Source organism: Mycobacterium sp. NGS64 (assembly GCF_059812245.1).
The window spans coordinates 66924-91461 of sequence record NZ_JCALCI010000010.1; the positions used below are offsets into that span (position 1 = coordinate 66924).

At 66.7% G+C, this 24538-nt stretch carries 16 protein-coding genes; 7 read left to right on the plus strand and 9 right to left on the minus strand.

Annotated features, from left to right (window positions below):
* Nucleotides 1-15: 15 nt before the first annotated feature.
* The 5 genes from AC5Y4S_RS26290 to AC5Y4S_RS26310 all read right to left on the minus strand — a co-directional run bounded on the left by AC5Y4S_RS26290 (nucleotide 16) and on the right by AC5Y4S_RS26310 (nucleotide 7323).
* Nucleotides 16-804: an ABC transporter permease gene (locus AC5Y4S_RS26290; protein WP_500035500.1), complete on the minus strand. Its 789-nt coding sequence runs from the start codon at nucleotides 802-804 to the stop codon at nucleotides 16-18.
* Nucleotides 801-1562, minus strand: a complete 762-nt coding sequence (locus AC5Y4S_RS26295) for an ABC-2 transporter permease (RefSeq protein WP_500035501.1) — start codon at nucleotides 1560-1562, stop codon at nucleotides 801-803. Before AC5Y4S_RS26295 ends, AC5Y4S_RS26290 begins: the two co-directional genes overlap by 4 nt.
* A complete protein-coding gene (locus AC5Y4S_RS26300; RefSeq protein ID WP_500035502.1) occupies nucleotides 1559-2488 on the minus strand; it encodes an ATP-binding cassette domain-containing protein in 930 nt (309 codons plus the stop codon). Before AC5Y4S_RS26300 ends, AC5Y4S_RS26295 begins: the two co-directional genes overlap by 4 nt.
* Before the next feature lie 103 nt (nucleotides 2489-2591).
* The gene (locus AC5Y4S_RS26305) at nucleotides 2592-6065 is read right to left on the minus strand and encodes a PE family protein (protein WP_500035503.1); all 3474 of its coding nucleotides are present in this window, start codon (nucleotides 6063-6065) and stop codon (nucleotides 2592-2594) included.
* Nucleotides 6066-6318: 253 nt separating this feature from the next.
* The gene (locus AC5Y4S_RS26310) at nucleotides 6319-7323 is read right to left on the minus strand and encodes a Gfo/Idh/MocA family protein (protein WP_500035504.1); all 1005 of its coding nucleotides are present in this window, start codon (nucleotides 7321-7323) and stop codon (nucleotides 6319-6321) included.
* Between the two features lie 115 nt (nucleotides 7324-7438).
* On the opposite strand from AC5Y4S_RS26310, the gene AC5Y4S_RS26315 reads away from it, so the two are divergent.
* Together AC5Y4S_RS26315 and AC5Y4S_RS26320 are read left to right on the plus strand one after the other, a co-directional pair.
* On the plus strand, nucleotides 7439-8650 hold the full coding sequence (locus AC5Y4S_RS26315; protein ID WP_500035505.1) for a glycosyltransferase family 4 protein: 1212 nt from the start codon (nucleotides 7439-7441) through the stop codon (nucleotides 8648-8650).
* A gap of 101 nt (nucleotides 8651-8751) precedes the next feature.
* On the plus strand, nucleotides 8752-10401 hold the full coding sequence (locus tag AC5Y4S_RS26320) for a GMC oxidoreductase (protein WP_500035506.1): 1650 nt from the start codon (nucleotides 8752-8754) through the stop codon (nucleotides 10399-10401).
* A 34-nt stretch (nucleotides 10402-10435) separates the two neighbouring features.
* Here the strand turns inward: AC5Y4S_RS26320 and AC5Y4S_RS26325 are convergent, their stop codons facing one another.
* Nucleotides 10436-11704, minus strand: a complete 1269-nt coding sequence (locus AC5Y4S_RS26325; RefSeq protein ID WP_500035507.1) for a glycosyltransferase — start codon at nucleotides 11702-11704, stop codon at nucleotides 10436-10438.
* A 482-nt stretch (nucleotides 11705-12186) separates the two neighbouring features.
* Here AC5Y4S_RS26325 and AC5Y4S_RS26330 point away from each other — a divergent pair, with 482 nt between their 5' ends.
* The 5 genes from AC5Y4S_RS26330 to AC5Y4S_RS26350 all read left to right on the plus strand — a co-directional run bounded on the left by AC5Y4S_RS26330 (nucleotide 12187) and on the right by AC5Y4S_RS26350 (nucleotide 21754).
* The gene (locus AC5Y4S_RS26330) at nucleotides 12187-13521 is read left to right on the plus strand and encodes a hypothetical protein (RefSeq protein WP_500035508.1); all 1335 of its coding nucleotides are present in this window, start codon (nucleotides 12187-12189) and stop codon (nucleotides 13519-13521) included.
* A gap of 198 nt (nucleotides 13522-13719) precedes the next feature.
* On the plus strand, nucleotides 13720-15132 hold the full coding sequence (locus tag AC5Y4S_RS26335) for a condensation domain-containing protein (protein WP_500035509.1): 1413 nt from the start codon (nucleotides 13720-13722) through the stop codon (nucleotides 15130-15132).
* A 278-nt stretch (nucleotides 15133-15410) separates the two neighbouring features.
* Nucleotides 15411-15827: an MmpS family transport accessory protein gene (locus AC5Y4S_RS26340; protein WP_068184521.1), complete on the plus strand. Its 417-nt coding sequence runs from the start codon at nucleotides 15411-15413 to the stop codon at nucleotides 15825-15827.
* The gene (locus AC5Y4S_RS26345; RefSeq protein ID WP_500035510.1) at nucleotides 15824-18694 is read left to right on the plus strand and encodes an MMPL/RND family transporter; all 2871 of its coding nucleotides are present in this window, start codon (nucleotides 15824-15826) and stop codon (nucleotides 18692-18694) included. The genes AC5Y4S_RS26340 and AC5Y4S_RS26345 overlap by 4 nt, the downstream gene beginning before the upstream one ends.
* Before the next feature lie 144 nt (nucleotides 18695-18838).
* Entirely contained in the window at nucleotides 18839-21754 is a 2916-nt protein-coding gene (locus AC5Y4S_RS26350; protein WP_500035511.1) for an MMPL/RND family transporter, read from the plus strand.
* Between the two features lie 5 nt (nucleotides 21755-21759).
* On the opposite strand, the gene AC5Y4S_RS26355 is transcribed toward AC5Y4S_RS26350, so the two are convergent.
* From AC5Y4S_RS26355 to AC5Y4S_RS26365, 3 genes are all read right to left on the minus strand, one after another.
* A complete protein-coding gene (locus AC5Y4S_RS26355; protein ID WP_500035512.1) occupies nucleotides 21760-22296 on the minus strand; it encodes a PE family protein in 537 nt (178 codons plus the stop codon).
* Nucleotides 22297-22651: 355 nt separating this feature from the next.
* A complete protein-coding gene (locus tag AC5Y4S_RS26360; protein ID WP_500035513.1) occupies nucleotides 22652-23119 on the minus strand; it encodes a hypothetical protein in 468 nt (155 codons plus the stop codon).
* Nucleotides 23120-23187: 68 nt separating this feature from the next.
* A complete protein-coding gene (locus tag AC5Y4S_RS26365; protein ID WP_500035514.1) occupies nucleotides 23188-24525 on the minus strand; it encodes an adenosylmethionine--8-amino-7-oxononanoate transaminase in 1338 nt (445 codons plus the stop codon).
* Between the last annotated feature and the right edge of the window lie 13 nt (nucleotides 24526-24538).

Genomic DNA, 24538 nt, shown 5'->3' on the forward strand with positions numbered 1-24538 from the left:
TGCCCTTTCGTTGCTTCAGTGCCCGGATTCGGCGGCGGCGCGGTAACCGCGGACGGCCAGCGGCCCGAGCAGCGCGGCCAAGCCGAGGCACCACACAAGGGTCACCAGGAGCGGCCACAGCACGGGACCGCCTTGGGCAAGTCCCCGCATCGACTCGATCGTTGACCACAGCGGTTGAAGGCGAATCTCCACCCGCACCCACGAAGGCAGCGTTTGCGTCGGAACGACACCGGAGCTGGCGAACACCGCGCCGGTGGCCGGCACCCCCAGCCACATGAGCGCGGAACCGGTCCTGGCCCGCACCGCGATCGCTATCACCGCCATCGAGAAGACGACGACCACCAGCACCGGCACCAGGACGAACGGGATGACAGCGAGCCAGTTCTTGAAGCGAAGCCCGAGCCCAACCCCGACCGCCGTGATCAGCGAGGCACTTACCAGCGTGCGTGCGGCCTCGGCGAGCAGCCGGCCGGTCAGCGCGCTGGCCCGGTGTACGGGAAACACCCACAGTCGTCCGATCAGGCCGCTGTCGCGGTCGATCCACATGCGGCGGCCGGTCGCGAGCGCCCCGAACATCGCACCGGCGACGGCACACATCGGCACCAGGCCGTAGAGGCTTTCGGTGCCGGTGATCCTGATTATCGACTTGCCTACCAACAGTTTGTAGGCGATCAGCAGAAAGGTCGGGAACACCAGAGCCTGGATCAGCACCATCGGCTGGCGCCGCCACCGGGTGAGCAGATGGCTTGCGAACAGCAGAGTTTCGCCGGCCAGGGAAGTCCGCGGCGGTGCGTGCGTGGTCATTGCGGACGCCCCTGAACCCGCACCGCAATGGCACCGAACACCACCAGCAGCCCAAGACACCACGCCAGGCTGGTCGCCAGATTGCTCGCCACCACATGGCCGGTGGTGAACCCACGCAGGGTTTGCGTGACCTGCGAAACCGGCTGGTTGCGCACGAACGGATGCAACCAGTCGGGGAACGAGTCGGCCGGCGCCATCCCGGTGGACAGCATGACCAGCAGCATTTGGGGAACCAGGAGCAACTGGTCCAGCACCCCGCTGCTCGCGAACCGGCCTTGCGAGGCTACGGACATAACGCCGGCCGCATCGGCGGCGAGCGACAGCGCCAGCGTCAACACGAGAACGAGGACGGCGAAGGCGGCGGCATAGACCAACCCGCCGAACATCCGAAATCCGAACGCGTATCCGATGGCGATCGCGGCGAACAGGCCGAGGGCACCGCGGATCAGGCAATAGGACATGCGAGCCATCAGCGGTGTGACCGCGGCGATGGGAAGCGTGCGGAGGCGATCCGCGAAGTCGCTGCGTTCGTCCTGGGCGGCACGGTCGATGGTGGTCAGCGCGCCGAGGAAGATCACCTGGATGACGACGACCGGCAGGACGTATTGGGGGTAGCCCATGCCACCTGTGTCGATCACGTTGCCAAGCATGAAGTTGAAGACGACGAAGTTCAGGGCGGGCGACACCGCCGCGAATATCAGATCGTTGCGCATCGCGTTCTGCACGGCACGCTCGGTGAGGGCGGCAAGCGCGGTCACGTGGTGACTTTCGCCGTGAGGTGCAGGAAGGCTTCGTCCAGGGACGGCTTGCGCAGCGCGATGTCGAGTAGCTCAACGCCAAGCCGGTCCACCCGGCGAAACACCTCACCGAGCGTCGCGACACCGTCGGGTGACAGCACCGAGACGGTGTTCGCCTCGTAATCGGCTTCGGCGCCCTCGAGGTCGGCGACCGCCTCCAGGATCTTGGCCAGGTCGGCCGGATTTACCGGGCTCACCGTGCAATAGCCCAAGCCCACGCGGCGCTTGAGCTCTTCGGCGGTCCCGTTGGCGACGACGCAACCCTTGTTCAAGACGACGATCGAGTCGCTGAGCACGTCGGCTTCTTCGAGATATTGGGTCGTGAGCAGGATCGTGACGCCCTGAGCAGACAGGGACGACACCAGGTTCCACACATCCCGGCGACTGCGCGGGTCCAGCCCGGTGGTCGGCTCGTCGAGGAAGAGCACTTCCGGCGGAACCATCAGTCCGGCGGCGATGTCGATGCGGCGCACCATGCCACCCGAATAGGTGTGCACCGGCCGGTCCGCGGCGTGCGACATATCGAAGTCGTCGATCAGTGCGTCGGCGCGCAGCCGCGCCTCTTTGCGCCGCATGCCCCGCAGCCGGCCGAACAGCACCAAATTCTCCCGGCCGGTGAGCTCGAAATCGAGCGCGGCCAGCTGCCCGATGCTGCCGATGCTTGCCCGCACCTGGGCCGGCTCTCGGACGACGTCGTGGCCGGCCACGATGGCTCGGCCAGCGGTGGGGCGCAGCAATGTCGAGAGGATCTTGATCGCGGTGGACTTGCCGGCGCCGTTGTGACCGAGCAGGGCGCACACCGACCCCGTCGGAACGAAAAAACTCACGTCCTGCAGTGCGTGTATTTTTCCGCCGAAGGCCTTTGCTACGCCATCTAGCTCGATCACGAAGTCAGACCATACCCGTCGGTATACGCGTGTTGAATAGAAACCGGCTCTCCAAGCGCCGACCGGGCGAACGGACGGCCGTCGAGACCCGCCAATGCCGCCATCAGCCGGGGTTACCAGGAGTGCCGGGGTTGGCGGCTCCGATTCCCTGGGTCGTGGCCGTTCCACCGTCCCCACCAGGCCCGCCGGGGGCACCGGTCCCGCCGTCCCCACCGTTGCCGCCGGTGGCGGCAGCCGCGGAGAAGGTAGACGTGATTGCCGCAAGTCCGCCGGCCCCGCCGGTGCCGCCGACACCGCTGGTGGCCGCGCCGCCGTCGCCGCCACGGCCGCCGTCGGCGTTTCCGAATCCGTTCGTGACGGCCTGGCCACCGATGCCACCGTCCCCACCGGACGCGCCCGCCCCGCCGGCTCCAGCGGCGCCACCGGTCCCGACGGCCGACGAGGTGGCGGTCTGGATGGTCACGTCACCGCCGTCGCCACCGGCCCCACCGACTCCGAGGCTGCCGGTGCCACCGGCGCCGCCGTGGCCGCCGTCGACGTTCCCGAAGCCATTGGTCACTACCGCACCACCGGTGCCGCCGGCACCGCCGGAGGAGCCGTTTCCTCCGGCGCCCCCGTCGCCCCCGGTGCCAATGGCCGCCGAGGAAGTGGTCTGGATGGTCACGCCGCCGCCGGTCCCGCCGACCCCGCCGACGCCCAGGCTGCCGTTGCCGCCGGCCCCGCCGTGGCCGCCGGTGGTCACTCCCGTTCCGTTCGTGATGACCGAGCCGCCGGCCCCACCGGCACCGCCGGAACTGCCGTCACCGCCCTTGCCGCCATCGCCGCCGGTGCCGGTGCCCGAGGAGCTGCTCTGAATGGCCACTCCACCGCCGGCCCCGCCGGCCCCACCGACGCCGGCGCCGCCGGTGCCACCGGCGCCCCCATGGCCGCCAATGGTGTTGCCCGTCCCGTTGGTTTGGACCGCCCCACCGGTCCCACCGGCGCCACCGGAGCCGCCGCCGTTCCCGCCATCGCCACCGTCGCCGCCGGTGCCGGTCGCCGAGGAGGAGGTGCTCTGGATAGCCACGCCACCGCCATTGCCACCGGCCCCACCGACGCCACTGCTGCCGGTGCCACCGGCGCCCCCATGGCCGCCGGTGGTGCTGCCCGTTCCGTTCGTGATGACGGCCCCGCCGACGCCACCGGCACCACCGGAGGCGCCGTTGCCGCCATGACCACCGACACCGCCCGTGACGGCGACCGACGAGGACGCACTCTGGACCGCCACGCCACCGCCGGCCCCGCCGGCACCACCCACACCGGTAGTGCCGTTGCCGCCGTCGCCGCCCACGCCGGCCTTGATTGTTCCCGTGCCGTTGGTGAGGACCTGCCCACCGGCGCCACCCGCGCCGCCGGAGGCGCCGTCGCCGCCGATGCCACCGCCGCCACCCGTGACGGTGGACGAAGAGGCAGCATTTTGAATGGCCACGCCACCGCCGGCCCCGCCGGCACCGCCCACGCCGGTGCCGCCGGTGCCGGCGGCGCCGCCATGGCCGCCGCCGGTGACTCCCGTTCCGTTCGTGACGACCACCCCACCGGCCCCACCGGCACCGCCGGAGGTGCCGTTTCCGCCGGTACCGCCATCGCCGCCGGTGACCGCGGCCGTAGAGGCGGCATTCTGGAGCTGCACGCTGCCGCCGGCGCCGCCGACCCCACCGATGGCGCCGTTCCCGGCGCCACCGCCGCCGCCGTGGCCGCCGATGGTGATTCCCGTTCCGTTCGAGACGACCACTCCACCGGCGCCACCGGCGCCGCCGGCGCTGCCCTGCCCGCCGTTGCCGCCGGCACCGCCGGTGACGGCGGCCGAAGAACTGTTCTGGAATTGGACGCTGCCGCCGGCCCCACCGGCGCCGCCGAGTCCGTTGCTGGCGGTGCCCCCGTCGCCGCCGTGGCCGCCGGTGGTGTCACCACTTCCGGCGGTGATGACCTGCCCACCGGCCCCACCGGCCCCACCGAAGAGGCCGCCTCCGCCATGGCCACCGGTGCCGCCGGTGACACTGACGGCATTGGAACCATTCGTGATCAGCACGGCCCCCCCGGCCCCACCGGCCCCGCCGACACCGCCGACGCTGCTACCACCGTTGCCGCCAGTGCCGGGTGTGACGGCGCCGGTGCCGGCCGTGACGATGGCAGCCCCGGCACCGCCCGTGCCGCCGTTGCCGTTGCCTGGAGCGTTGCCGCCTTTACCGCCGTTGCCCGCCTGCGAAGCGGCGGCGCCCCCGTTACCGCCGTTACCGCCGTTGCCGTTGCCGGCGCCATCGCCGCCGGCGCCGCCGTCGCCGCCGGTGCCTGTCTGCGAAAGCGCCGCACCGCCGGTGCCGCCGTTACCGCCGTGACCATTGCCGGCGGCGTTGCCGCCGGCGCCACCCATGCCGCCGCTGCTACCGCTTCCGCCGGCGCCGCCGTTGCCGCCGTCCGGGTGGAGCGCGGTGCCGGCCGCGCCTTGACCGCCTGCGCCGCCGGCGCCCGACGTGCCGGTACCGCCGGCGGTACCGGCGGCACCGGGGGTGCCGAAGATGCCGGCCGTGCCGCCGGCGCCGCCGGCTCCAGCGGCACCGCCTTGCCCGCCCGCGCCGCCGGCGCCACCCGTGCCGTCGTTGATGCTGAAGTCACCGGCACCGCCGGCACCGCCGGAACCGCCGTTGCCGCCGGTCCCGCCCTGACCGCCGTGGCCGCCGGAGCTCAGGAACCCGACGGCGCTGCCGCCAGCGCCGCCGGCCCCTCCGGCGCCGCCCGCAAAACTCGAGCCCGGGGCGCCGGGAGCGCCGGTGGCGCCGGCGCTGCTGTACCCGCCCTGGCCTCCGGCACCGCCGTTGCCGCCGGATCCCCCGAACAGCGACTCGCTCGCCCCGCCGGCCCCGCCGGCGCCTCCGGCCCCACCTTGTTGACCCGCCGCCGTGGCGGAGCCGCCGGCCCCGCCGTTGCCGCCGTTCCCGGCGGCGCCGCCGCCGAACAGCCCATTCCTACCGCCGGCCCCGCCGTTTCCCCCGTTCACACCGGCAGCCGTAGCGGACGCGCCGGCCCCGCCGTTGCCGCCGTGGCCGAAAAAGCCTGCCGACCCGCCGTTACCGCCGTTTTGCCCGGTCCCCGGCGCCCCGGCCGCGCCGTTACCGCCGTTGCCCCACAGGATCCCTCCGTCGCCACCGTTGGCGCCCGGGGTGGTCGCGTCGGCGCCGTCGCCGATCAGCGGACGGCCCGTCAGCGCCTGGACGGGCCCATTGATCGCCGCCAGCGCGGAATCCAGCGGTGAAGCATTGGCCGCCTCCGCGGCCGCGTAGGCGCCCGCCGCGCCGTTCAGCGCCTGCACGAACTGTGCATGAAACGCCTCCGCCTGCGCGCTCAGCGCCTGCTGTTCCTGCGCAAAGGCGCCGAACAACTTTGCGATCGCCGCGGACACCTCGTCCTGGGCCGCTGCCATCACCGACGTGGTCGAAGGCGCCGCGGCGGCGTAGGCCGCACCGATCGTCTGCCCGATTCCGGTCAGATCCGCCGACGCAGAGGCCAACGCTCCCGATGTTGCGATCACATAGGAAGACATTGGCTCCCCCTCGGTGGGGATTGGACGGCTACTGGACGCGGGTGATTTTAGGCGTAGGTTACGCGTGTCTAATACGGTTTGGAATCCGATTCCGAAAGTTTGAATCGAGTATGAATTGCGTACCCCGGGCCGCCGCAGCAACGCGCACCCCTGTTGTGTGACTGATGCGACAGGAGCGACCAGAGATCAGGTCTGTTGCAAATGAGCGCTTTCACGGGCTGCGACCTCGGCGGAGAGGTCCGACCCGCCGGTGTTATTGGTGCAAAGCAGCGGGCTCGCGGAGCGGAAGTCCGGCCGCGCGATACATCGCGTCGATGACGGTCATGTTCTCGATCGCCTCTTCCGGGGTGGTCTTCACGGGTTCACCGCGCAACACCGCGGCGGCGAAGGCGTCCAGCTGATGTCCGTAGGTAGAGCGCCCCGCGGTGAAGTTCTCCACCCGCTTTCCGGCGGTCGACCGGACCGAGAACCGCTGGAACGGGATCAACGGGTTGAGCCGCAGCTCGCCGCGGTCGCCAACCACCTTTACGGTTAAGCGCGGTGGGGCGCTCGACCACATCGAGCAGTGGATCCGCCCGGTGTGCCCGCCGGCAAACCGCAGCTCGGCCGTCATGGCTCGGTCGACGTTAGGACCGCGTAGTTTCGCCTGTGCCGCAACGACTTCCGGAGTCGAGCCGCCGAACCTGCGCACCATGTCGACGGCGTAGCATCCGAGATCCATCAGCGCGCCACCGGCCAGGGCGTAGTTGTAGCGGTTGTGGGAGAGCCTCGGCATCCAGAAGCACCACTCGGCGTCGACGCGCTCCAGCTTGCCCAGCTCTTCGGAGGCAATGATCTCCTCCACGCGCGCCGCGCAAGGGTGGTAGCGGTAGTGAAATGCCTCCATCACAACCCGATCCGACTTGGCGGCAAGCTCGGCGACCTCGCGGGCCTCGGCGGCATTGGCGGTGAACGGCTTTTCGCAGAGCACGTGCTTACCGGCGTCAAGCGCGGCCCGAGTCCACCTGCCGTGCAACCCGATCGGCAGCGGGTTGTAGACAGCGTCGACGTCCGGATCGGCGAGCAGGGCCTCGTAGCTGTCGTGCACCCGGGCGATGCCGTGTTTGACGGCAAAGGCTTGCGCCCGGGACACGTCGCGTGCGGCCACCGCGGCCACCACAACCTCGGCGTTGTCCCGAGCCGGTTTGATGAGCGCCGTCGGCGTGATGCGCGCCGCCCCCAGGACGCCGATCCGCACCGGTGCGCCGCGTCCAGACACGGACGGGATGCTAGCAGTCGACCCGCAGGTCGGTCGGACAGATTTCGCGACGTGCATGCGCTTAATGAAGTGCGTCCGCAATTTCATCGGAAACGCGCCGACATACACTCTCGCAATGGTCGCCGCTGATGCCTTGCGCCGCGTGGGAACTCGGCTTCGCGCGATCACAGCGTCACACAAGGCCAGCCCTGTCCCCCGCGTGATGGTGATCTCCAACGTGGGCAGTTTTGGCGGAGGAGGTGCGCTCGACTTTCGCGATATGGTCCTGGCCATCCACGAAAAGCGGCCCGACGTCGAGGTCGTCGCCGTCTGCCCGTGGAAGGGCAGCCTGGTGACGGAATGCGCTCGGCACGATATCCGGACCAAGATCACCTGGATACCGGGCTGGGCCTTTCTCGTCCGGTCGCGCGCGCCACGCATTGAGGCGCTCATCGGCACGGTTCCGTATCTCGCCATTCTGCTTGTCGGCATATTGCATGCGCTGTTCCTACTTGTTCGACAGCGCCCGACGATGGTGCTCACCAATACGATGGTCATTCCCGCGCACGCGATCGCTGCCAAACTGCTCGGCATCCCCCATTACTGGCTGGTCCGCGAGTTCGGCAAAGACGACCATCGGCTCTGGTTCCTGTTGGGCTACCGCAGAACCATCCGCCTCATCGGCCGGCTGTCCGCAGCGGTGATCTGCAATTCGCACGCGGTCGAGAACGCTCTGCTCGCGGTGGATCCGACGATGACGACGCACGTCGTCTACCCGGTCGTCGACACCCCGCTCGGCACACCATCGGAGCGGCGCCCGGGCGAACGCATGCGCGCTGTGCTGATCGGTTACTTCTCCGAGGCGAAGGGACAGCGCATCGCGGTCGAGGCGGTGGCCATCGCCAGGGAGGCCGGCGTCGACATCGAGTTGACCCTGGTCGGCGCCGGCAACCAGAAGCCGCTTCGCGAACTCGCGCGACGCCTGGGTGTCGAGGACCTGGTGGCGATCCACGGACGCACGCGCGATGTCAGCCCCTACTGGTCCGGTGCCCACGTCGGCCTGATGTGCAGCCAATGCGAGGCGTTCGGGCGGGTAACCGTGGAGGCGATGCGAGCCGGATTGCCGGTGTGCGGGACGAACGCGGGCGGCACACCGGAGATCATCGATCCGGGGATCAATGGGCTGCTAAGCCCGGCCGGCGACGCAAACGCACTCGCAGCCAACCTGATAACGCTGGAATCGGACGAAGACCTGCGTCGCAAGCTCGCCTTTCGCGCGGTGGAAACGTCACGCTTCCAACGCGACCGTCACGACGATGAATTCACCGCAATTCTCGGCCTGCGTTGAGGCGTGATTTTCCGCCCATTCGCCCGCGATATGCGATGCTACGATCTCGATTCGCCCGGACCGGGCCAAGCGTGGGCCATCATCCGCTGAGGAGTTGAATTTTGGCTGTCGGCGAGCTGAGTGCGCGCGAGGCCGAACGCGTGGTGTGGGACGTCATCGTCGTGGGCACCGGCATGGGCGGCGGGATGCTGGGCTACTCGCTGGCCCGCGCCGGGCGCCGGGTGCTGTTCGTCGAAAAGGGCCGCTCGACGCTGCCCGGAACGCCGGGAACGATTCGCGCCGCCATGCCCGAACTCGCCGAGCCGCGCGCCGCCCGCTCCGCCGAGGCCTACTACGACGCCCTGGCCCGGGCCGGGCGCTCCACTGACGAGATCGAAGACATCAGCGGGCGGCGCCCGAAGCGTTTCGTGCCGTTCATCGGCAGCGGCACCGGCGGTTCCTCGGCCCTGTACGGCATGGTCTGCGAGCGGTTCTTCGCCCAGGACTTCACCCCGCGGCAAAACTTCCGCGACCCCGGGGAGTCCACCGTGCCCGAGGCCTGGCCGATCAGCTACGACCAGCTGAGTCCCTGGTATGCCGAGGCCGAAAAACTCCTCAATGTGCGCGGCGAACCCGATCCCCTGCGCCCCGAGGCCGCCGGCGTGGGTTTGCCTGCGGCCCCGCCGTTTTCGCCCGACAACCAGCCGCTGGTCAACTATCTGACCGGGCGCGGACTACACCCCTACCACCTGCCGATGGCCTGCGACTACACCGACGGCTGTCCCACCTGCCAGGCCCATCTCTGCGAGCGGTCCTGCAAGAACGACGCGGGCCGAAACGGCGTGCTGCCCGCCGTCACCGAGCACGGGGCGCACTTGCTGGACCAGTGCCGGGTCGTGCGCCTCGAGGCCGATCGCACCCGGGTGCAGCAGGTGATCGCCCAGCGTCGCTCCGACATGCTGGCGTTGCAAGGCAAGGTGGTGGTGCTCGCCGCCGGCGCGCTGGCCACCCCGGTCTTGTTGCTCAACTCCCGCTCCGGCGAGTGGCCGCGCGGACTGGCCAACGGCTCAGATGTGGTGGGGCGCAACCTGATGCGCCATCTGATGGATTGGATCGAAGTCTGGCCGCAACCCGGTTGCAGGATCACCGCCGAGAACAAGGAAATCGGGTTCAACGATTTCTATTTCTCCGACGGCCAGAAGTACGGCACCGTGCAGTCCGCGGGCGCGATGGCGAATTTGGCGTCCATGGATATGTTCACCAACCAGCCCGGATGGCAGCCAAAGGCACTGCGCCTGGTCAGCCCGGCGGTGCGGCCGATCTACGATCGCTTCTTCAATGGCGGGCTGGTGCTGGCCCCGATCATGGAGGACCTGCCGTATCTGGACAACCGCGTCCTGCCAAGCGACCGACCCGGCGAGGATGGGCGCCAGCGGCTGCGGCTTCAATACCGTTTGCACCCGAGCGAGGTCGACCGCCGCGCAGTGTTCATTCGGAAGATAAAAGAGGTGTTGAAGCCGTATCGCACCCTCACACTGCGCACCGGCGCAAACAACTCCACCCTGGGCCATGTCTGCGGCACATGCCGCTTCGGCACCGATCCCAAAACCAGCGCTCTCGACCCACAGAACCGGGCACACGAGGTGGACAACCTCTACGTGGTGGACGCCTCCTTTTTTCCATCCAGCAGCGGTCTGAACCCCAGTTTGACGGTGGCGGCCAACGCGCTGCGGGTGGCCGAACACGTGAACCAGGCGCATTTCGCCACCTGACCCGGGGCTGAAACTGCCTGTGCGCGAACCTGTTTCACCCAACCCGGTTAAGTCGGGCGAAGTCTTCCACAAAATTCGCGGCGGCCGCGACGCTTTCGGCGGGTTTGGTCATCCGAGCGGCGATCTCACGGGCCCGGGCGACGTACTGCGGGGCGAGGATGGTCCGCAGATCCTCGACCAGTGATTTCTCGGTAGCGGTCGAAAAGCGCCTTGCGGTGCCAACCTTGAGCCGTTTCACCGCGGCTCCCCAGATCAGCTGGACGTCCGCCATCCAGAGGATCAGCGTCGGGACTCCGGCGCGCAGGCCCGCGGCCGTGGTGCCCGCACCACCGTGGTGCACGACCGCGCGACAAGCCGGAAAGATTGTCGCGTAATTCATTGCGCCCACCACCTTGACGTGGTCGAAATGCGGGACGTCGCCGAAATCGGTCGCGGCGGCGCAAATCAGCGCTCGTTCACCCAACCGCGCACATGCCCTACCGATCATGGCGATGGTGTCGGCGGCCGATTCGACCGGAATGCTGCCGAACCCGAAGAAAATCGGCGGTTCTCCAGCGGCGATCCACGAGGCAACCTCATCGTCGGCATCTGTCGGCGATTCCAGCGTCAGCGTGCCGACAAAGGGCCGTTGACGGTCGAATTTCGCCCATTCGGCGGCCAACCCGGGAAAGCACACTTCGTCATATGCCTGGATTTCCAGCGATGCTCGATCGGCGATCCGCGCCGGCCCGGGTCCGGTGGCCCTCGGTAGGCCCAATTCCTGACGCTGCGCCTCCTCGACCTTTTTCACCCCGCGCCAAACCAGCCAGTCGTAGACCCTCATCGCCGAGCGGATGACCGACGGCGGCAGCGTCGGAACGAGGCGGCCGTTGACGCGTATCGGAAACCAAAGCAGCGTGGCCAGCGGAATGCCGCGATACTCAGCGACGTTGGCGGCGAGCTCCTGGTAGCTCATGCCGGTCAACAGCAGGTCGGCCCCGTCCGTCAGCGAGGTCAGCACCTTGCTCATCTCGGCCCAATGCCGCGTGCCGGGTTCCCGAGATTCCCGCAGGTACGCGCGCACCTCCCGAATCCGCCAGAAGTTCCGGAAGAAATAGGTCCAAAAGTTGCGTGTCGATTCCAGCCACGTCTGAATGTCCGGCCCGTAGTCGATCGCCGTGAGCCCGGCGGCCTCGGCGAAGCCGACCAGGTCAGGCGGGACCGCCATGCACACGTCGTGCCCGCGGAGTCGCAGCTCACGGCCGACGGCGACGCCGGGCTCGACATCGCCGCGAGTCCCATAGAACGCCAGCACAAATTTCATGCGTGATCCTGGTCCTTCACTTCCCGTGCGCGTAATGCGAAATGAAAGCGGCAGACCCGGTGCCCAGCTCAGCCGCCCAGCAGCATAACCCCAACACCGGCGTGGTCATCCGCCAATCCGAAAGTTTCGAAAAGGCCCGCCAAAGCCACCGTCTACAGGGCGATTGGCCTTCCGCGGACTGCGTTTCGGCCAATTCCGTCGTGGGCGTCAACGCAACATCGGAATCCCCGACCGGAATTGGTCAACGGTCAAGTCTTTGCCAATTGCTTGGCCGAGCCGGACGCACCGAGGCTAGTCTGCTGTGATGATTCGGTTCGACCGCATTTGCGTCCGGCGCGGCGTCGGCCCCCGGTAATCGGGTGTACGCACCACCGGGCGTTGCCGGCGAATCGTGCGCCACTGGAGGCTGATCAGTGCGAGTCCGGGTACGTCCCGCACGCCCGTCGAACGGTGATGCGCCGCCGGACGATCGGCTCGCGTTCGTGGACCAAGGCTTCTTTGCCGGCCAGCACGCCGCCGGCCTGGAGGAAGTCATGCAGGTTGTATGGGTTTATGAGCACGCCATCGACTTTGACGGGCTCAGGCGTTTCCACGACAATTTTCGTCACGGGTTGTTTGGGCGGCTGATCGAGCGGTCGCCGCTGCCGTTCGGCCGGCATCGGTGGGTCCTGGATTGCGGCTCGCCGGACATCGATATCGCTGAGTGCGCCCGTCCACGCGCTGAACTCGGCGACTGGGCTGATGAACGCTCACAAGTGCCCGTTGATCCGGAGTCGGGACCCGGCTGGCATCTCGCTGTCCTCCCCCTGACGGACGGCTCGACCGCGGTTACCCTGGTGGCATCCCACTATTTGGTCGACGGCATCGGGCTGTTGAGCGCGATAGTTGAAGCGCTCTGGGGCGACAAGCGCGATCTCGGGTACTCGCCGCCGCGTTCACGCACTCGACTGCGTGCGCTGGTTCAGGATGCCGGCCGAACGGTCCGGGACGCACCCGAGGCCGCCCGGGCGCTTGTCGCGTTTACCAAACTGATCCGTCGTCAACGGCGCGAAGCGGCCGGATCGCCGTCACCGCGACCCGTCGCCCCTGGCAGCGAAAACCGCGGAGGCAACCGCGACGATCCCGTCGTCGTGCCCGGCATCACGATCGGCATCGAACTGGACCATTGGGATGCCCGGGCCGGGGCTCTTGGCGGCACGAGTAACACGCTCGCCGCGGGGCTCGCCGCGAAACTCGGGGAGCGCATGGGGCGCCGACGTCCGGGTGACGGCGCCGTCACGCTGCAACTGCCCATAAGCGAACGCGCGCCTCGTGACACGCGGGCGATCGCAGTGTCCTTCGCGCGCGTCAGCATCGACCCGACGCTGGTAACGACCGATCTGCGGGACGCCCGCGCCGCCATCAACCAGGCACTGAAGACTTTGCGGGAAACGCCGGCCGAGTCAGCGCAGCTGGCTCCGCTTGCCCCGTTCACCCCGAAACGGGCGTGGCGACGGGGAGTGGACGCGGCGCTCCTCGACCCCGATCGCCCCGTCGTTTGTTCTAACCTCGGCGACGTCGGCTCGGTGGTCGGCTACCTCGATGGCACCCACTGCGAGTACGCCTACGCACGAGGGATCAGGCAGCGCCTAACCCGGCAAACGCTGGAGCGAACGGGCGGGCAATTGCAACTGCTTTCGCTCCGCTCGCCGGGAATCGGCAAGATTTTCATCCACGTGCTCGCTTACCATCCCGGCGCGGAGAACACGAAGCCCGCTTTGCGTGGGATGGCGGCGCGCTCGCTGGCCGAGTTCGAACTGACTGGCGAGATCGAATAACAGGTCCTTCCCCGACGGCGATTTGGCTGCCGCAGACTGTATTTCAGCCACCGGGCGCCCCCGAACCCGGTTAACTTTTGGCTAAACGCTCGGCCGAGCCGAAGCACCCGAGGCCAATCTGCTGTGATGAATCGGCTCGACCGCATGAATGCCCGCGAGGCGTCACGGGCGAATGTTGAAGTCTTAGGAGGCCAATCAGTGCCAATCCGGATACGCCGCGCCCGCGCATCCTCTAACGAATACGCGTCCAACGGCGAAGGCCGGCCGGACAATCTGCTGGCATTGGTGGACCAAGGCTTCGTTGCCGGACAGCGCGCCATCGGCCAGACGGAAGTCATGCAGGTCGTGTGGGTCTACGAGCACGCTATCGACTTCGACGGGCTGAAACGTTTTCACCACAATTTTGGTTACGGGTTGTCCGGACGGCTTATCGAGCGGTCGCCGCTGCCGTTCGGCCGGCATCGGTGGGTCGTCGATCGGGGGCCGGCGGAGATACATTTCGCCGACCGCGCCCGCCCACGCGCCGATCTCAGCGACTGGGCGGACGAACGCTCGCAAGTTCCCGTCGACCCAGAAGAGGGACCCGGCTGGCATCTCAGCGTGCTTCCCTTGACGGACGGCTCGACGGCGGTCACGTGGGTGGTCTCTCACTACATCATTGACGGCGTCGGCGGTCTGGTCGCGGTCGCCGACGCGATCCTGGGCGCCAACCGCGATTTCGGCTACCCGCCGCCGCGCTCGCGGACCCGGCTGCGCGCGCTGGCGCAGGATCTCGGCCAAACAGCTCGAGACTCACCCGAGGTTGCTCGGGCGCTGGTCGCTTTGGCAAAACTGAGTCGCCGTCAGCGGCGCGACGCGGCCCCATCGTCGCCGGCACCACGGGCCGTCGCCCGTCGCGTCGACGACGGCGCGGACCCGGTCATCGTGCCGGGCATCGCGATCCTCGTCGACCTGGATCAGTGGGATGCGCGCGCGGAGTCGCTAGGCGGAACGAGCACCACGCTGGCCGCCGCGTTGGCCGCAAAACTCGGGGAGCACCTGGGGCGCCGACGGGCGTCCGACGGCGCCGTGACTCTACAAATCGTCATGACCGACCGCACCGACGGCGATACCCGCGCGCTCGCGGTGTCGTTTGCCCGGGTCAGCCTCGACCCGACCGGGTTGACCACGGATCTGCGCGACGCCCGAGCCGGCATCAAGCAGGCACTCAAGGCTCTGCAGAGTGAACCGGACGAATCGGCGCGACTGGCTGCCCTGTCCCCCTTCACCCCCAAGCGGACGTGGAAACGGGGCGTCGAGACGCAGCTCAACGACCCCGACATGCCGGTGATCTTTTCCAACCTCGGCGACGCGGGCTCGGTGGTGAGCTGTGCGGACGGCACCCAATGCGAATACGCCTGGGCCCGCGGAACGAGGCAGCGCGCAACGCGTCAGCAGCTTGAGCGAACGGGCGGACATATGCAGGTGGTGTCTTGCCGCACGCCGGGGATCGGCACGATTTATCTCACCGTCGTGGCCTACCACCCGGGCGCCGAGAACACCAAGCCCGCACTGCGCGAACTCGCCGCGCGGGCGCTAGCGGAGTTCGGCCTGACCGGTGAGATCGAGTAACGAATCGTTCCCTGCGCCGGCTTCGCGGAAGCCATGCTGAGAAGTTCCTTAAATCCTGGTCAGGCGCTGTTGGACTCCATTAGGTTTGCATCCGTAATTCAACTCGTGTCGGTTAGGGTGGTGCGGTGGTCTGGGGCAGTGTGCGCGATGTTGAGCCGGCGCGGTCCGATATCGCCGTCGAGAGCGGGCAAGATGCCGGCCCGCCGCCATTGACGCCTCCGGTCCAAGGGGCACCTAAAAAGAGTCGTCGCAACACGGGGCCCGCGATCTTCCGGGGCCTGCGGCGGCTTTGGATCCCGCTGGTTATCGTGGCCGTGATCGCCGTCGGCGGATTCACCGTTTCGCGCCTGCACGGCCTCTTCGGCTCCGAAAAGCGCCTCTCGTATGCCGACACCAGGGTCGACAACAAGCCCTACAACCCCCAGCACCTGAGGTACGAAGTCTTCGGACCACCGGGGACCGTGGCACTGATCAGCTACTACGACGACACCGGTACTCCGCAGCATATTGACGCGGCGACCCTGCCGTGGTCGCTGGAATTCGCGGTCACGGCGGCCACGGGCATCGGAAGTGTTGCGGCGCAGGGTGATACCGACAGCATCGGTTGCCGCATCCTCCTCGACGGAGTGGTCAAATCCGAGAAGGTCACCAACGAGGTGAGCGCCTTTACGTCCTGCATGCTGAAGGGCTCATGACCAACCACCAGCTGCAGACCGGTCGGCCTTTGGTGGCGCGGACGATCCGTCGATTTTCGGTCGCCATAATTCTGGGGTGGTTGGCGATCATCGCGGTGTTGAATTTCTTCGTCCCGCCGCTGGAGCAGGTCGAGAACCAGCATTCGGTTTCCCCGACGCTCACTAATGCGCCGTCCGCCACGGCGTCACAACGGCTGAACGAAGACTTCAAGGCGGCCGACCAATCTGGTCAATCGGGTTCAACGAGTGTGGCGACGATCGTTTTGGAGGGTCAGCAACCCCTCGGCGACGATGCCCACCGATATTACGATCGACTGATTTCTCAGTTAAAAGACGATCCGAAGCATGTAGTACATGTCAACGATTTCTGGGGCGATGAATTAACCAGACAGGCCGCGCAAAGCGCCGATGGCAAGGCCGCATATGTTCTGGTGATTATCACCGCGGGCAACGAATCGATCGAAACCGTTCAGCACATCGTCGCGCGGACGCCGGCGCCGCAAGGGGTCAAAGCGTTTGTCACCGGGCCCGCGGCGATCATTTCGGACATGAGCCACAGTGGCGACAGGACGGTTGCCACGATCACCCTGGTGAGCATCGCGGTGATCTTCTTTACGCTGCTTATCGTCTATCGTTCGGTCGTCACGGTAATTCTTTTGTTGCTGGTGGTCGGCATCGAATTAATGGTTGCCCGGGGAGTTGTCGCATTTATCGGCTATCACGGGATCATCGGTCTGAGCACCCTCGCCGTAAACCTGCTGGTTTCCCTCGTAATCGCGGCCGGAACCGACTACGGGATCTTTTTCATTGGGCGGTATCAGGAGGCGCGGCAGGCCGGCAACGACCGAGAGACGGCTTTCTACACGACGTACCACGGGGTCACCAAGGTCGTCGTGGCCTCGGGTTTGACGATCGCCGGAGCACTTTACTGCCTGGTCTTTACGCGGCTGCCCTCGTTCTACGTACTGGCCGTCCCCTGCGCTGTGGCCGTTGTAGTCGCCGTCGCGGTCGCCATCACGCTGATCCCGGCGGTTCTGACGGTCGGAAGCCGGTTCGGATTGTTCGAACCCAAACGGAGAATTAGCTATCGCGTATGGCGACGGGTGGGCACGGCGATCGTTCGATGGCCCGCACCCATCCTCGCCGCGGCACTCGCGGTGACGCTTATCGGGCTGTTGACGCTGCCGGGCTATAACCCCAGCTACAACGACCAGAAGTTCATCCCCAAAGATATCCCCGGAAATTTGGGGTATGAAGCCGCGGCGCGACATTTTCCCCCGTCGGCGATGATGGCGCCCGAAATCCTGTTGGTCGAGGCCAATCACGACCTGCGCGATTCGGCCGATTTTCTGGTGCTGGACAAACTGGCCAAGGCCGTCCTGGCGGTGCCGGGGATTTCGTCGGTGCAGGCCGTGACGCGGCCCGAGGGAACCCCGATCAAGCACACGACAATCCCGTACTTACTCAGCATGCAAGCCGCCGGCCAGCAGCAATTCCTCACTTTTCAGCGAGCGCGCATGAACGACCTGCTCAAGCAGGCCGACCTGATCAGCGAAGCGATCAACATCACGCAGCGCATGTACGAGGTGATGAAGCAATTGGTCGCCACCACGCATGACGTCGTCGCCAACACGCACGAAATGCAGGCCCTCACGAGCGAGCTGCGCGACCACATCGCCGATTTCGAAGATTTCTTCAGGCCGCTCCGCAGTTACTTCTATTGGGAAAAGCACTGCTACGACATTCCGATTTGCTTCGCGATCAGAAGCATCTTTGATTCGCTCGACGGCGTCGACGCGGTGAGCGACAAGCTGATCCTGCTGGTGGCGGACCTCGATCAGGTCGACGCGCTGCTGCCGCAGATCCTGGCCCAGCTGCCGGCGACGATCGCGATCATGCAGGAATCGCGGACGATGTTGCTCACCATGCACAGCACCATGTCCGGCGTCCTCGGCAACATGGGCGATAACAGCAGCAACTCAACCGCCATGGGGAGGGCGTTCGATACCGCCCAGAACGACGATTCCTTCTACCTGCCGCCGGAAACGTTGAAGAACAAAGACTTCCAGCGGATCATGAACATCTTCGTGTCGCCGGACGGCAAGGACGTCCGCATGCTCATCCTGCAGAAGGGCGACCCCTCGTCGTCCGACGGCCTTTCGCGGGTGGACGCGATCAAGAGCGCCGCCGAGGAGGCGCTCAAGGGAACTCCGCTGGAGGACTCGAAGATCTACCTCTCCGGCACGGCGGCGTCGGTGCGGGACCAGGTGCGGGCATCGACAATCGACCTCATGATCGCGGGAATCGCCGCGCTCTGCCTGATTTTCATCGTCATGCTGATCATGACGCGGAGTTTCATCGCCGCCCTGGTCATCGTCGGCACGGTATTGCTGTCGCTCGGCGCTTCCTTCGGGCTCTCCGTATTCGCCTGGCAGAATTTGCTCGGCATACAAATACATTGGTCAGTGCTGGTGATGTCGGTGATCGTCCTTTTGGCCGTGGGCTCCGACTATAACTTGCTGCTGGTGGCCCGGATGAAAGAGGAAATCGGCGCGGGCATAAATACCGGCATCATTCGCGCCATGGGCGGCACCGGGAAGGTCGTGACGAACGCGGGGCTGGTGTTCGCGTTCACCATGGGGTCCATGCTCGTCAGCGATCTGCGAACCATCGGTCAGGTGGGCACGACGATCGGCCTGGGGTTGCTGTTCGACACGCTGGTGGTGCGCGCGTTCATGACGCCGTCCATCGCCGCGCTGCTGGGTCGCTGGTTCTGGTGGCCGCAACAGGTTCGCCCCCGGCCCGCGAGCACCATGCTGCGGCCCTCGGGACCCCGTCCGTTGGTGCGTGCCTTACTGCTGAGATAGCGGCGATCAAGTGGCGCATTTCCAGTTCAGGACGAGACCGGCAACCGTGGGGAGCATCGTGGCACCAGGCGATAGCGGAAGCAGTGGCTGCCGCTTCGACGTGCCCGGTCCGGGCGCGTTCACCGGCTGCGCGTTGAAGGCCGCATGAGCACCGAACTCCAACGGCGACCGTTCTTTGCGCGGACGATCCGCCGGATTGCCCTCGTCGTCATCCTGGCGTGGATGGCCTTGACGGCTCTTGTGACGTTCGGGGTGCCTCCCTTGGAGCGGGTCGGCGAAGAGCACTCCGTACCCCTGGCACCGCAGGATGCACCCTCGGTGCGGGCCATGACGAGCATGGGCAAGGCCTTCAAGGAGTCCGATTCGGACAGCTTCGCGATGATCGTGCTGGAGGGGAAGCAGCCGCTCGGGAACGACGCGCGCACGTTCTACCGGGAACTGGTCCGCGAGTTGAGAAACGACCCCCGGCACGTCGAACACGTGCAGGACCTGTGGGGAGATCGCCTCACGGCGACGGGCGTGGAAAGTGCCGACGGCAAGGCCGCGTACGTGCAGCTGAATCTGGCCGGCAATCAGGGCACCACCTTGGCGCAGGAATCCGTGACTGCGGTCCGCCAGATCATCAAGCAGACGCCGCCCCCGCCCGGTGTCGAGGTCCATCTCACCGGCCCGGCGGCGTTGATCCCGGACATGGTGCGCAGTGGCAACGACTCGCTGCTGAAGATGACCTTGATAGCCGGGGCGATCATCTTCGTGGTCCTGCTGCTGGTCTACCGGTCGGTCACCACCGTGATCCTGGTGGTGATCGGGGTCGGCGTCGAAGTGGGCTCGGCCCGAGGGATCATCGCGTTTCTCGGCGATCACAACGTCGTCGTGCTCTCGACGTTCGCCATCAACCTGCTGGTGACCCTGTCGATGGCGGCCGGGACCGACTACGGGATCTTCTTCTTCGGTCGTTATCAGGAGGCCCGTCAGGCCGGCGAGGATCCCGAAACCGCGTACTACACCACCTACCGCGGGGTCGCTCCCGTCGTCCTGGGTTCCGGTTTGACGATCGCCGGCGCGATGCTGTGCCTGAGCTTCACCCGGATGCCCATTTTCCAGACGATCGGCGTGCCCTGTGCGGTGGGCATGCTCGTCGCGGTCGCCGTCGCGGTCACGCTGGTCCCGGCGGTTCTGGCGACCGGGAGCCGGTTCGGGCTGTGTGACCCCAAGCGCAGGCTCGCGCAAAAACGATGGCGGGGGTTCGGCACCGCGATCGTCCGCTGGCCCGCGCCCATCCTCGTCACGACGTTGGCGGTCGCCCTGGTCGGCCTGGTGACGCTTCCGGGCTACCAAACAAGCTACGACGACCGTCCATACCTACCCAAAGACCTTCCCGCTAATCTGGGGTTTGCGGCCGCCGACCGCCATTTCTCGCAATCGCGAATGTTGCCGGACATTCTGATGATCGAAGCGGACCACGACATGCGCAATCCGGCGGACTTTTTGGTGCTGCACAAGATAGCCAAGGCGATATTCCGCGTTCCGGGGATTTCGCGGGTGCAGGGCATAACCAGGCCCGAGGGAACGCCGATCGAACACACCTCCATACCGTTCCTGATCAGCCTTCAGAATTCGTCCCTGATGCAAAACATGCAATTCATGAAGGCCCGCATGAACGACATGCTCACGGAGGCCGACTCGCTTGCCAAACAGATCGCGATATTGAAGCACCTGTACGAATTGCAGAAGCAGCTCACCGCCGTGGCCCATGAAACGGTAGGCGTGGCGAAAGAGATGGAATCCATCGTGGACGAGCTGGAAGGCCACGTCGCGGACTTCGACGACTTCTTCAGGCCGATTCGAAGCTACTTCTACTGGGAGAAGCACTGCTACGACATCCCCATCTGCTTTGCGTTGAGGTCGATATTTCAGCTGTTCGACAATGTCGATGCGCTCAGCGACAGATTGCACATGGTCGTCAAGGATGCGGAGAAGGCGGACGAGCTGGCGGCGCAACTGCTCTTGCTGACGCCGCCACTGATCGCGATCGCGGAAGCCACCCGCGTGACGCTGTTGACGAACCACAGCACCACGTCCGGGCTGTTCGGTCAGCTGGACGAAGCGAGCCGCAATGCCACCACCATGGGGCAGGCGTTCGACGCCGCCAAGAATGACGACTCCTTCTTCCTGCCCCCCGATGTCTTCCAAAATGCCGACTTCCAGCGCGCGATGAGTTCCTTCGTGTCCCCGGACGGGAAGGCGGCCCGGTTCATCATTTCGCACCGTGGCGATCCCGCGACGCCCGAGGGCATAGCGCGAATCAATCCGATCAGGACGGCGGCCGAAGAGGCGCTCAAGACGACTCCGCTTCAGAGCGCCAAGATTTCCATTGCCGGCGCCGCGGCGACCTATAAGGACTTCGACGACGGCTCGAAATACGATCTGTGGATCGCGCTCGTCGGTGCGCTCTGCCTGATCTTCGTCATCATGCTGGCGCTGACGCGAAGTTTTGTGGCCGCCTTGGTGATCGTGGGGACGGTCGTGCTTTCACTGGGCGCATCGTTCGGGCTGTCGGTTTTGGTGTGGCAGTACGTTCTGGGCATCAAATTGCACTGGATGGTGCTTCCGATGTCGGTGATCGTCCTGTTGGCGGTGGGATCCGATTACAACTTGCTTCTGGTGGCCCGAATGAAAGAGGAAATAGCCGCCGGGATAAACACCGGCATCATCCGCGCCATGGGTGGCACCGGAAAGGTCGTGACGAACGCCGGCCTGGTGTTCGCCTTCACCATGGCCTCGATGATATTCAGCGATTTGCTCGTCATCGGCCAGCTCGGCACCACTATCGGCCTGGGCCTGCTGTTCGACACGTTGGTCGTGCGTTCTTTCATGACACCGTCGATCGCCGCGTTGCTCGGACGGTGGTTCTGGTGGCCCCAGACGGTCCGCCCGCGCCCGGCCAGCTACATGCTTCGCTCCGAAGGCCCACGCGCGCTGGTGCGGTCCCTGCTGCTGCACGAGGAGCACCGCGAAGACGACCCGGCCACGGTCGAACTCCCGCGGCTGACCGTGTAGGCCGCTTACGGAATCGGGATCGGTGCGCCGGTAAGGAATTTGGCCAAGGTTTGCTCCAAGGCAATCAATCCGGCCAGCGTCAAATACGTCAAAACCAGTGCCTCGTATGCGATATAGACCGGTAGCTCGAAGAAGCTCAAGAAGAATTTCAAAACGCCCGTCGTGCTGTTATAGAGGTTGTTAAACGCTGCGAGGAACCCGCTCGGCGCGTCGATGAGTTCTTGAATAATCGAGCTCGAATCGGCGGACACGGACGCGGCATTGACGGCCTCGGCGGCCGCATAGGCGCCCCCACCCGCCGTCAACTGCTGCGCGAACTGCTGACCGAACGCCGACGCCTTGCCGACCAGCCCCTGAAAGCTCTGGGCGGCGTGGGAGAACACCTGCGCGACGGCCGCCGACACCTCGTCGGCAGCCGCCGGTATCACCCCGACGGTCGGGGCCGCCGCCGACAGGTGTGCCGCGCGGAGCGTCGAACCGATACCAGCCACATCCGCCGCTGCTGCCGCCATCAACTCCGGCGACGCCATCACATACGACATATCTATCCTCCAGCCGGTCACAACGGACCCAGCGGCAAAGCACGAAGGATGACTGGGTCACGCCCGTCACGGAGATTACACACAAGTACAACGGCGCGCGGGCGCTTCCGGTAATCGCGATCAACAAAACTTGGCGGCGCCGCATACCCGCTGCTCGCGGGCTTTCGAACATGGTGCGTGTGGGCCGAAAAGCATGCGCTCCTCCGGGTCGTTGCGCTCCTACCGGGCCCCGCGGCTGGAGTCGCCCCGGAAACCGTCCCCGTTGGCTTCGATCAGCCACAACTTCATCGTCGGCGGTCGGGCCCCGCCTGGCCGGACTGCGGCGGCGTCGCGCCCGGCCGCGCGGCCCAGAATCTCAGCTGGCGTCGCGCAACATCGGCTGCGCCGTCGAGGTCAACTCGACAACCACCGTCGCCTCAGCAAACAGATCGACGGCGTCGGCGATGGTGCGGTCGACGAAGGAACCGAACTCCTCGAAGGGGATGCTGTCCTGGATCCACCGGGACCTGCGGGCCACGAGGCCCACGCGTTGCGGGTCTGAGCAACCGTGCACGATCGCGGTGACTTTGCGGTTCTGCTTGTTCCATGTGTCAGCTAACCGCGTGAGCCAGGGGCGGTCGGCGGCGCGGAAGGAGCCGGCCGGCGCGATCCCGATGATCAACATGTCGCCGAACGACCGTGAGATCTCGAGGTGGATGTGCAGCCGCCCCGCATCGGCGTTGGCGACACAGAAGTATTCGCCGTCGTGCTCGCCCTTGAGGAACTGCAGGCCGCAGGTGCGTACGTAGCGGTCGATCAACTTGGCGCAGAGCGACTGACTCATCATGGGCTAGATCCTGCGGCCTGCGACTTTGAGGACCCTTTGAGCCGAGCTAACCGGCTTCGAAGAATCTACTGAGAATTCGCTGAGTGACCGCGACCGGTTAAGCCCACCACCCGCGCAACCTCGACCATCGCCGACGTGATTTGCGCGATCTCCTCGCCGGAGCACACATACGGCGGCATCGCGTAGATCAGGTTGCGGAACGGGCGCAGCCACACGCCGCGGTCCAGCGCCGCCGGGGTGGCGACGGCCAGGTCGACCGGCCGGTCGCATTCGATGACTCCGATCGCGCCGCACACCCGCACGTCGGCCACGCCGCGCAGCTCCCGGGCCGGTCGCAGTCCGTCCGCCAGCCCCGCGGATATCTCCCCCACCCTGGATCGCCAGTCCTGGGCGAGCAGCAGCTCGACGCTGGCCACCGAGACCGCGCAGGCCAGCGGATTGGCCATGAACGTGGGGCCGTGCATCAGCGCGCCGGCCTCCCCCGAGCTGATGGTGTGCGCGATCTCGGTGCTGCACAGGGTGGCGGCCAGGCTGAGGTACCCGCCGGTCAGCGCCTTGCCGACGCACATGATGTCCGGACTCACCCCGGCGTGGTCGGCGGCGAACAGCTCGCCGGTGCGGCCGAACCCGGTGGCGATCTCGTCGAACACCAGCAGCACGTCGTGCCGCCGGCACATGTCCCGAAGATCGGTCAGGTAGCGCGGATCGTGGAAGCGCATCCCACCCGCCCCCTGTACCACCGGCTCGACGACGACGGCCGCCAGTTCGTCGGCGTGCTCGGCAAGCTGTGCCTCGAACGCCGCAATGTAGGCGGCGTCGTAGTCACGGGGCACCTGCGGGGCGAAGACCTGCCGGGCCAGAATGTCGGTCCACAGCGAGTGCATGCCGCCATCGGGGTCACAGATGCTCATCGGGGTGAAGGTGTCGCCGTGGTAGCCGCCCCGCCAGGTCATCAGCCGGTGCTTGGCGGGCCGGCCGCGGCTGCGCCAGTACTGCAGCGCCATCTTGACCGCGACCTCCACCGACACCGACCCCGAGTCGCTGAAGAAGACCGTCTCCAAGCCCGCCGGCGTGATTTCCACCAGCAGCCGCGCCAGCCGGGCCGCGGGCTCGTGGGTCAGCCCGCCGAACATGACGTGGTTCATCGTGGCCAGCTGCGCGGCGAGCGCGGCGTCCAGGTCCGGGTGGCCGTGCCCGTGGATCGCGGTCCACCAGGAGCTCATCGCGTCGAGCGCCTCGACGGGCTCGCCGCCGCGGATCAGCGTCAGCCGGGCACCCCGGGCGGCGACGGCCACGACGGGCGCCACCGCCTCCCTCCCCACGGTGCTGTAGGGATGCCACAGGTGCGCCGCGTCGATCGCGCTGATCTCCTCGGGCGTGAGCCCGGCCCTCGCCGCAGGCATAGAGATCGAGCGT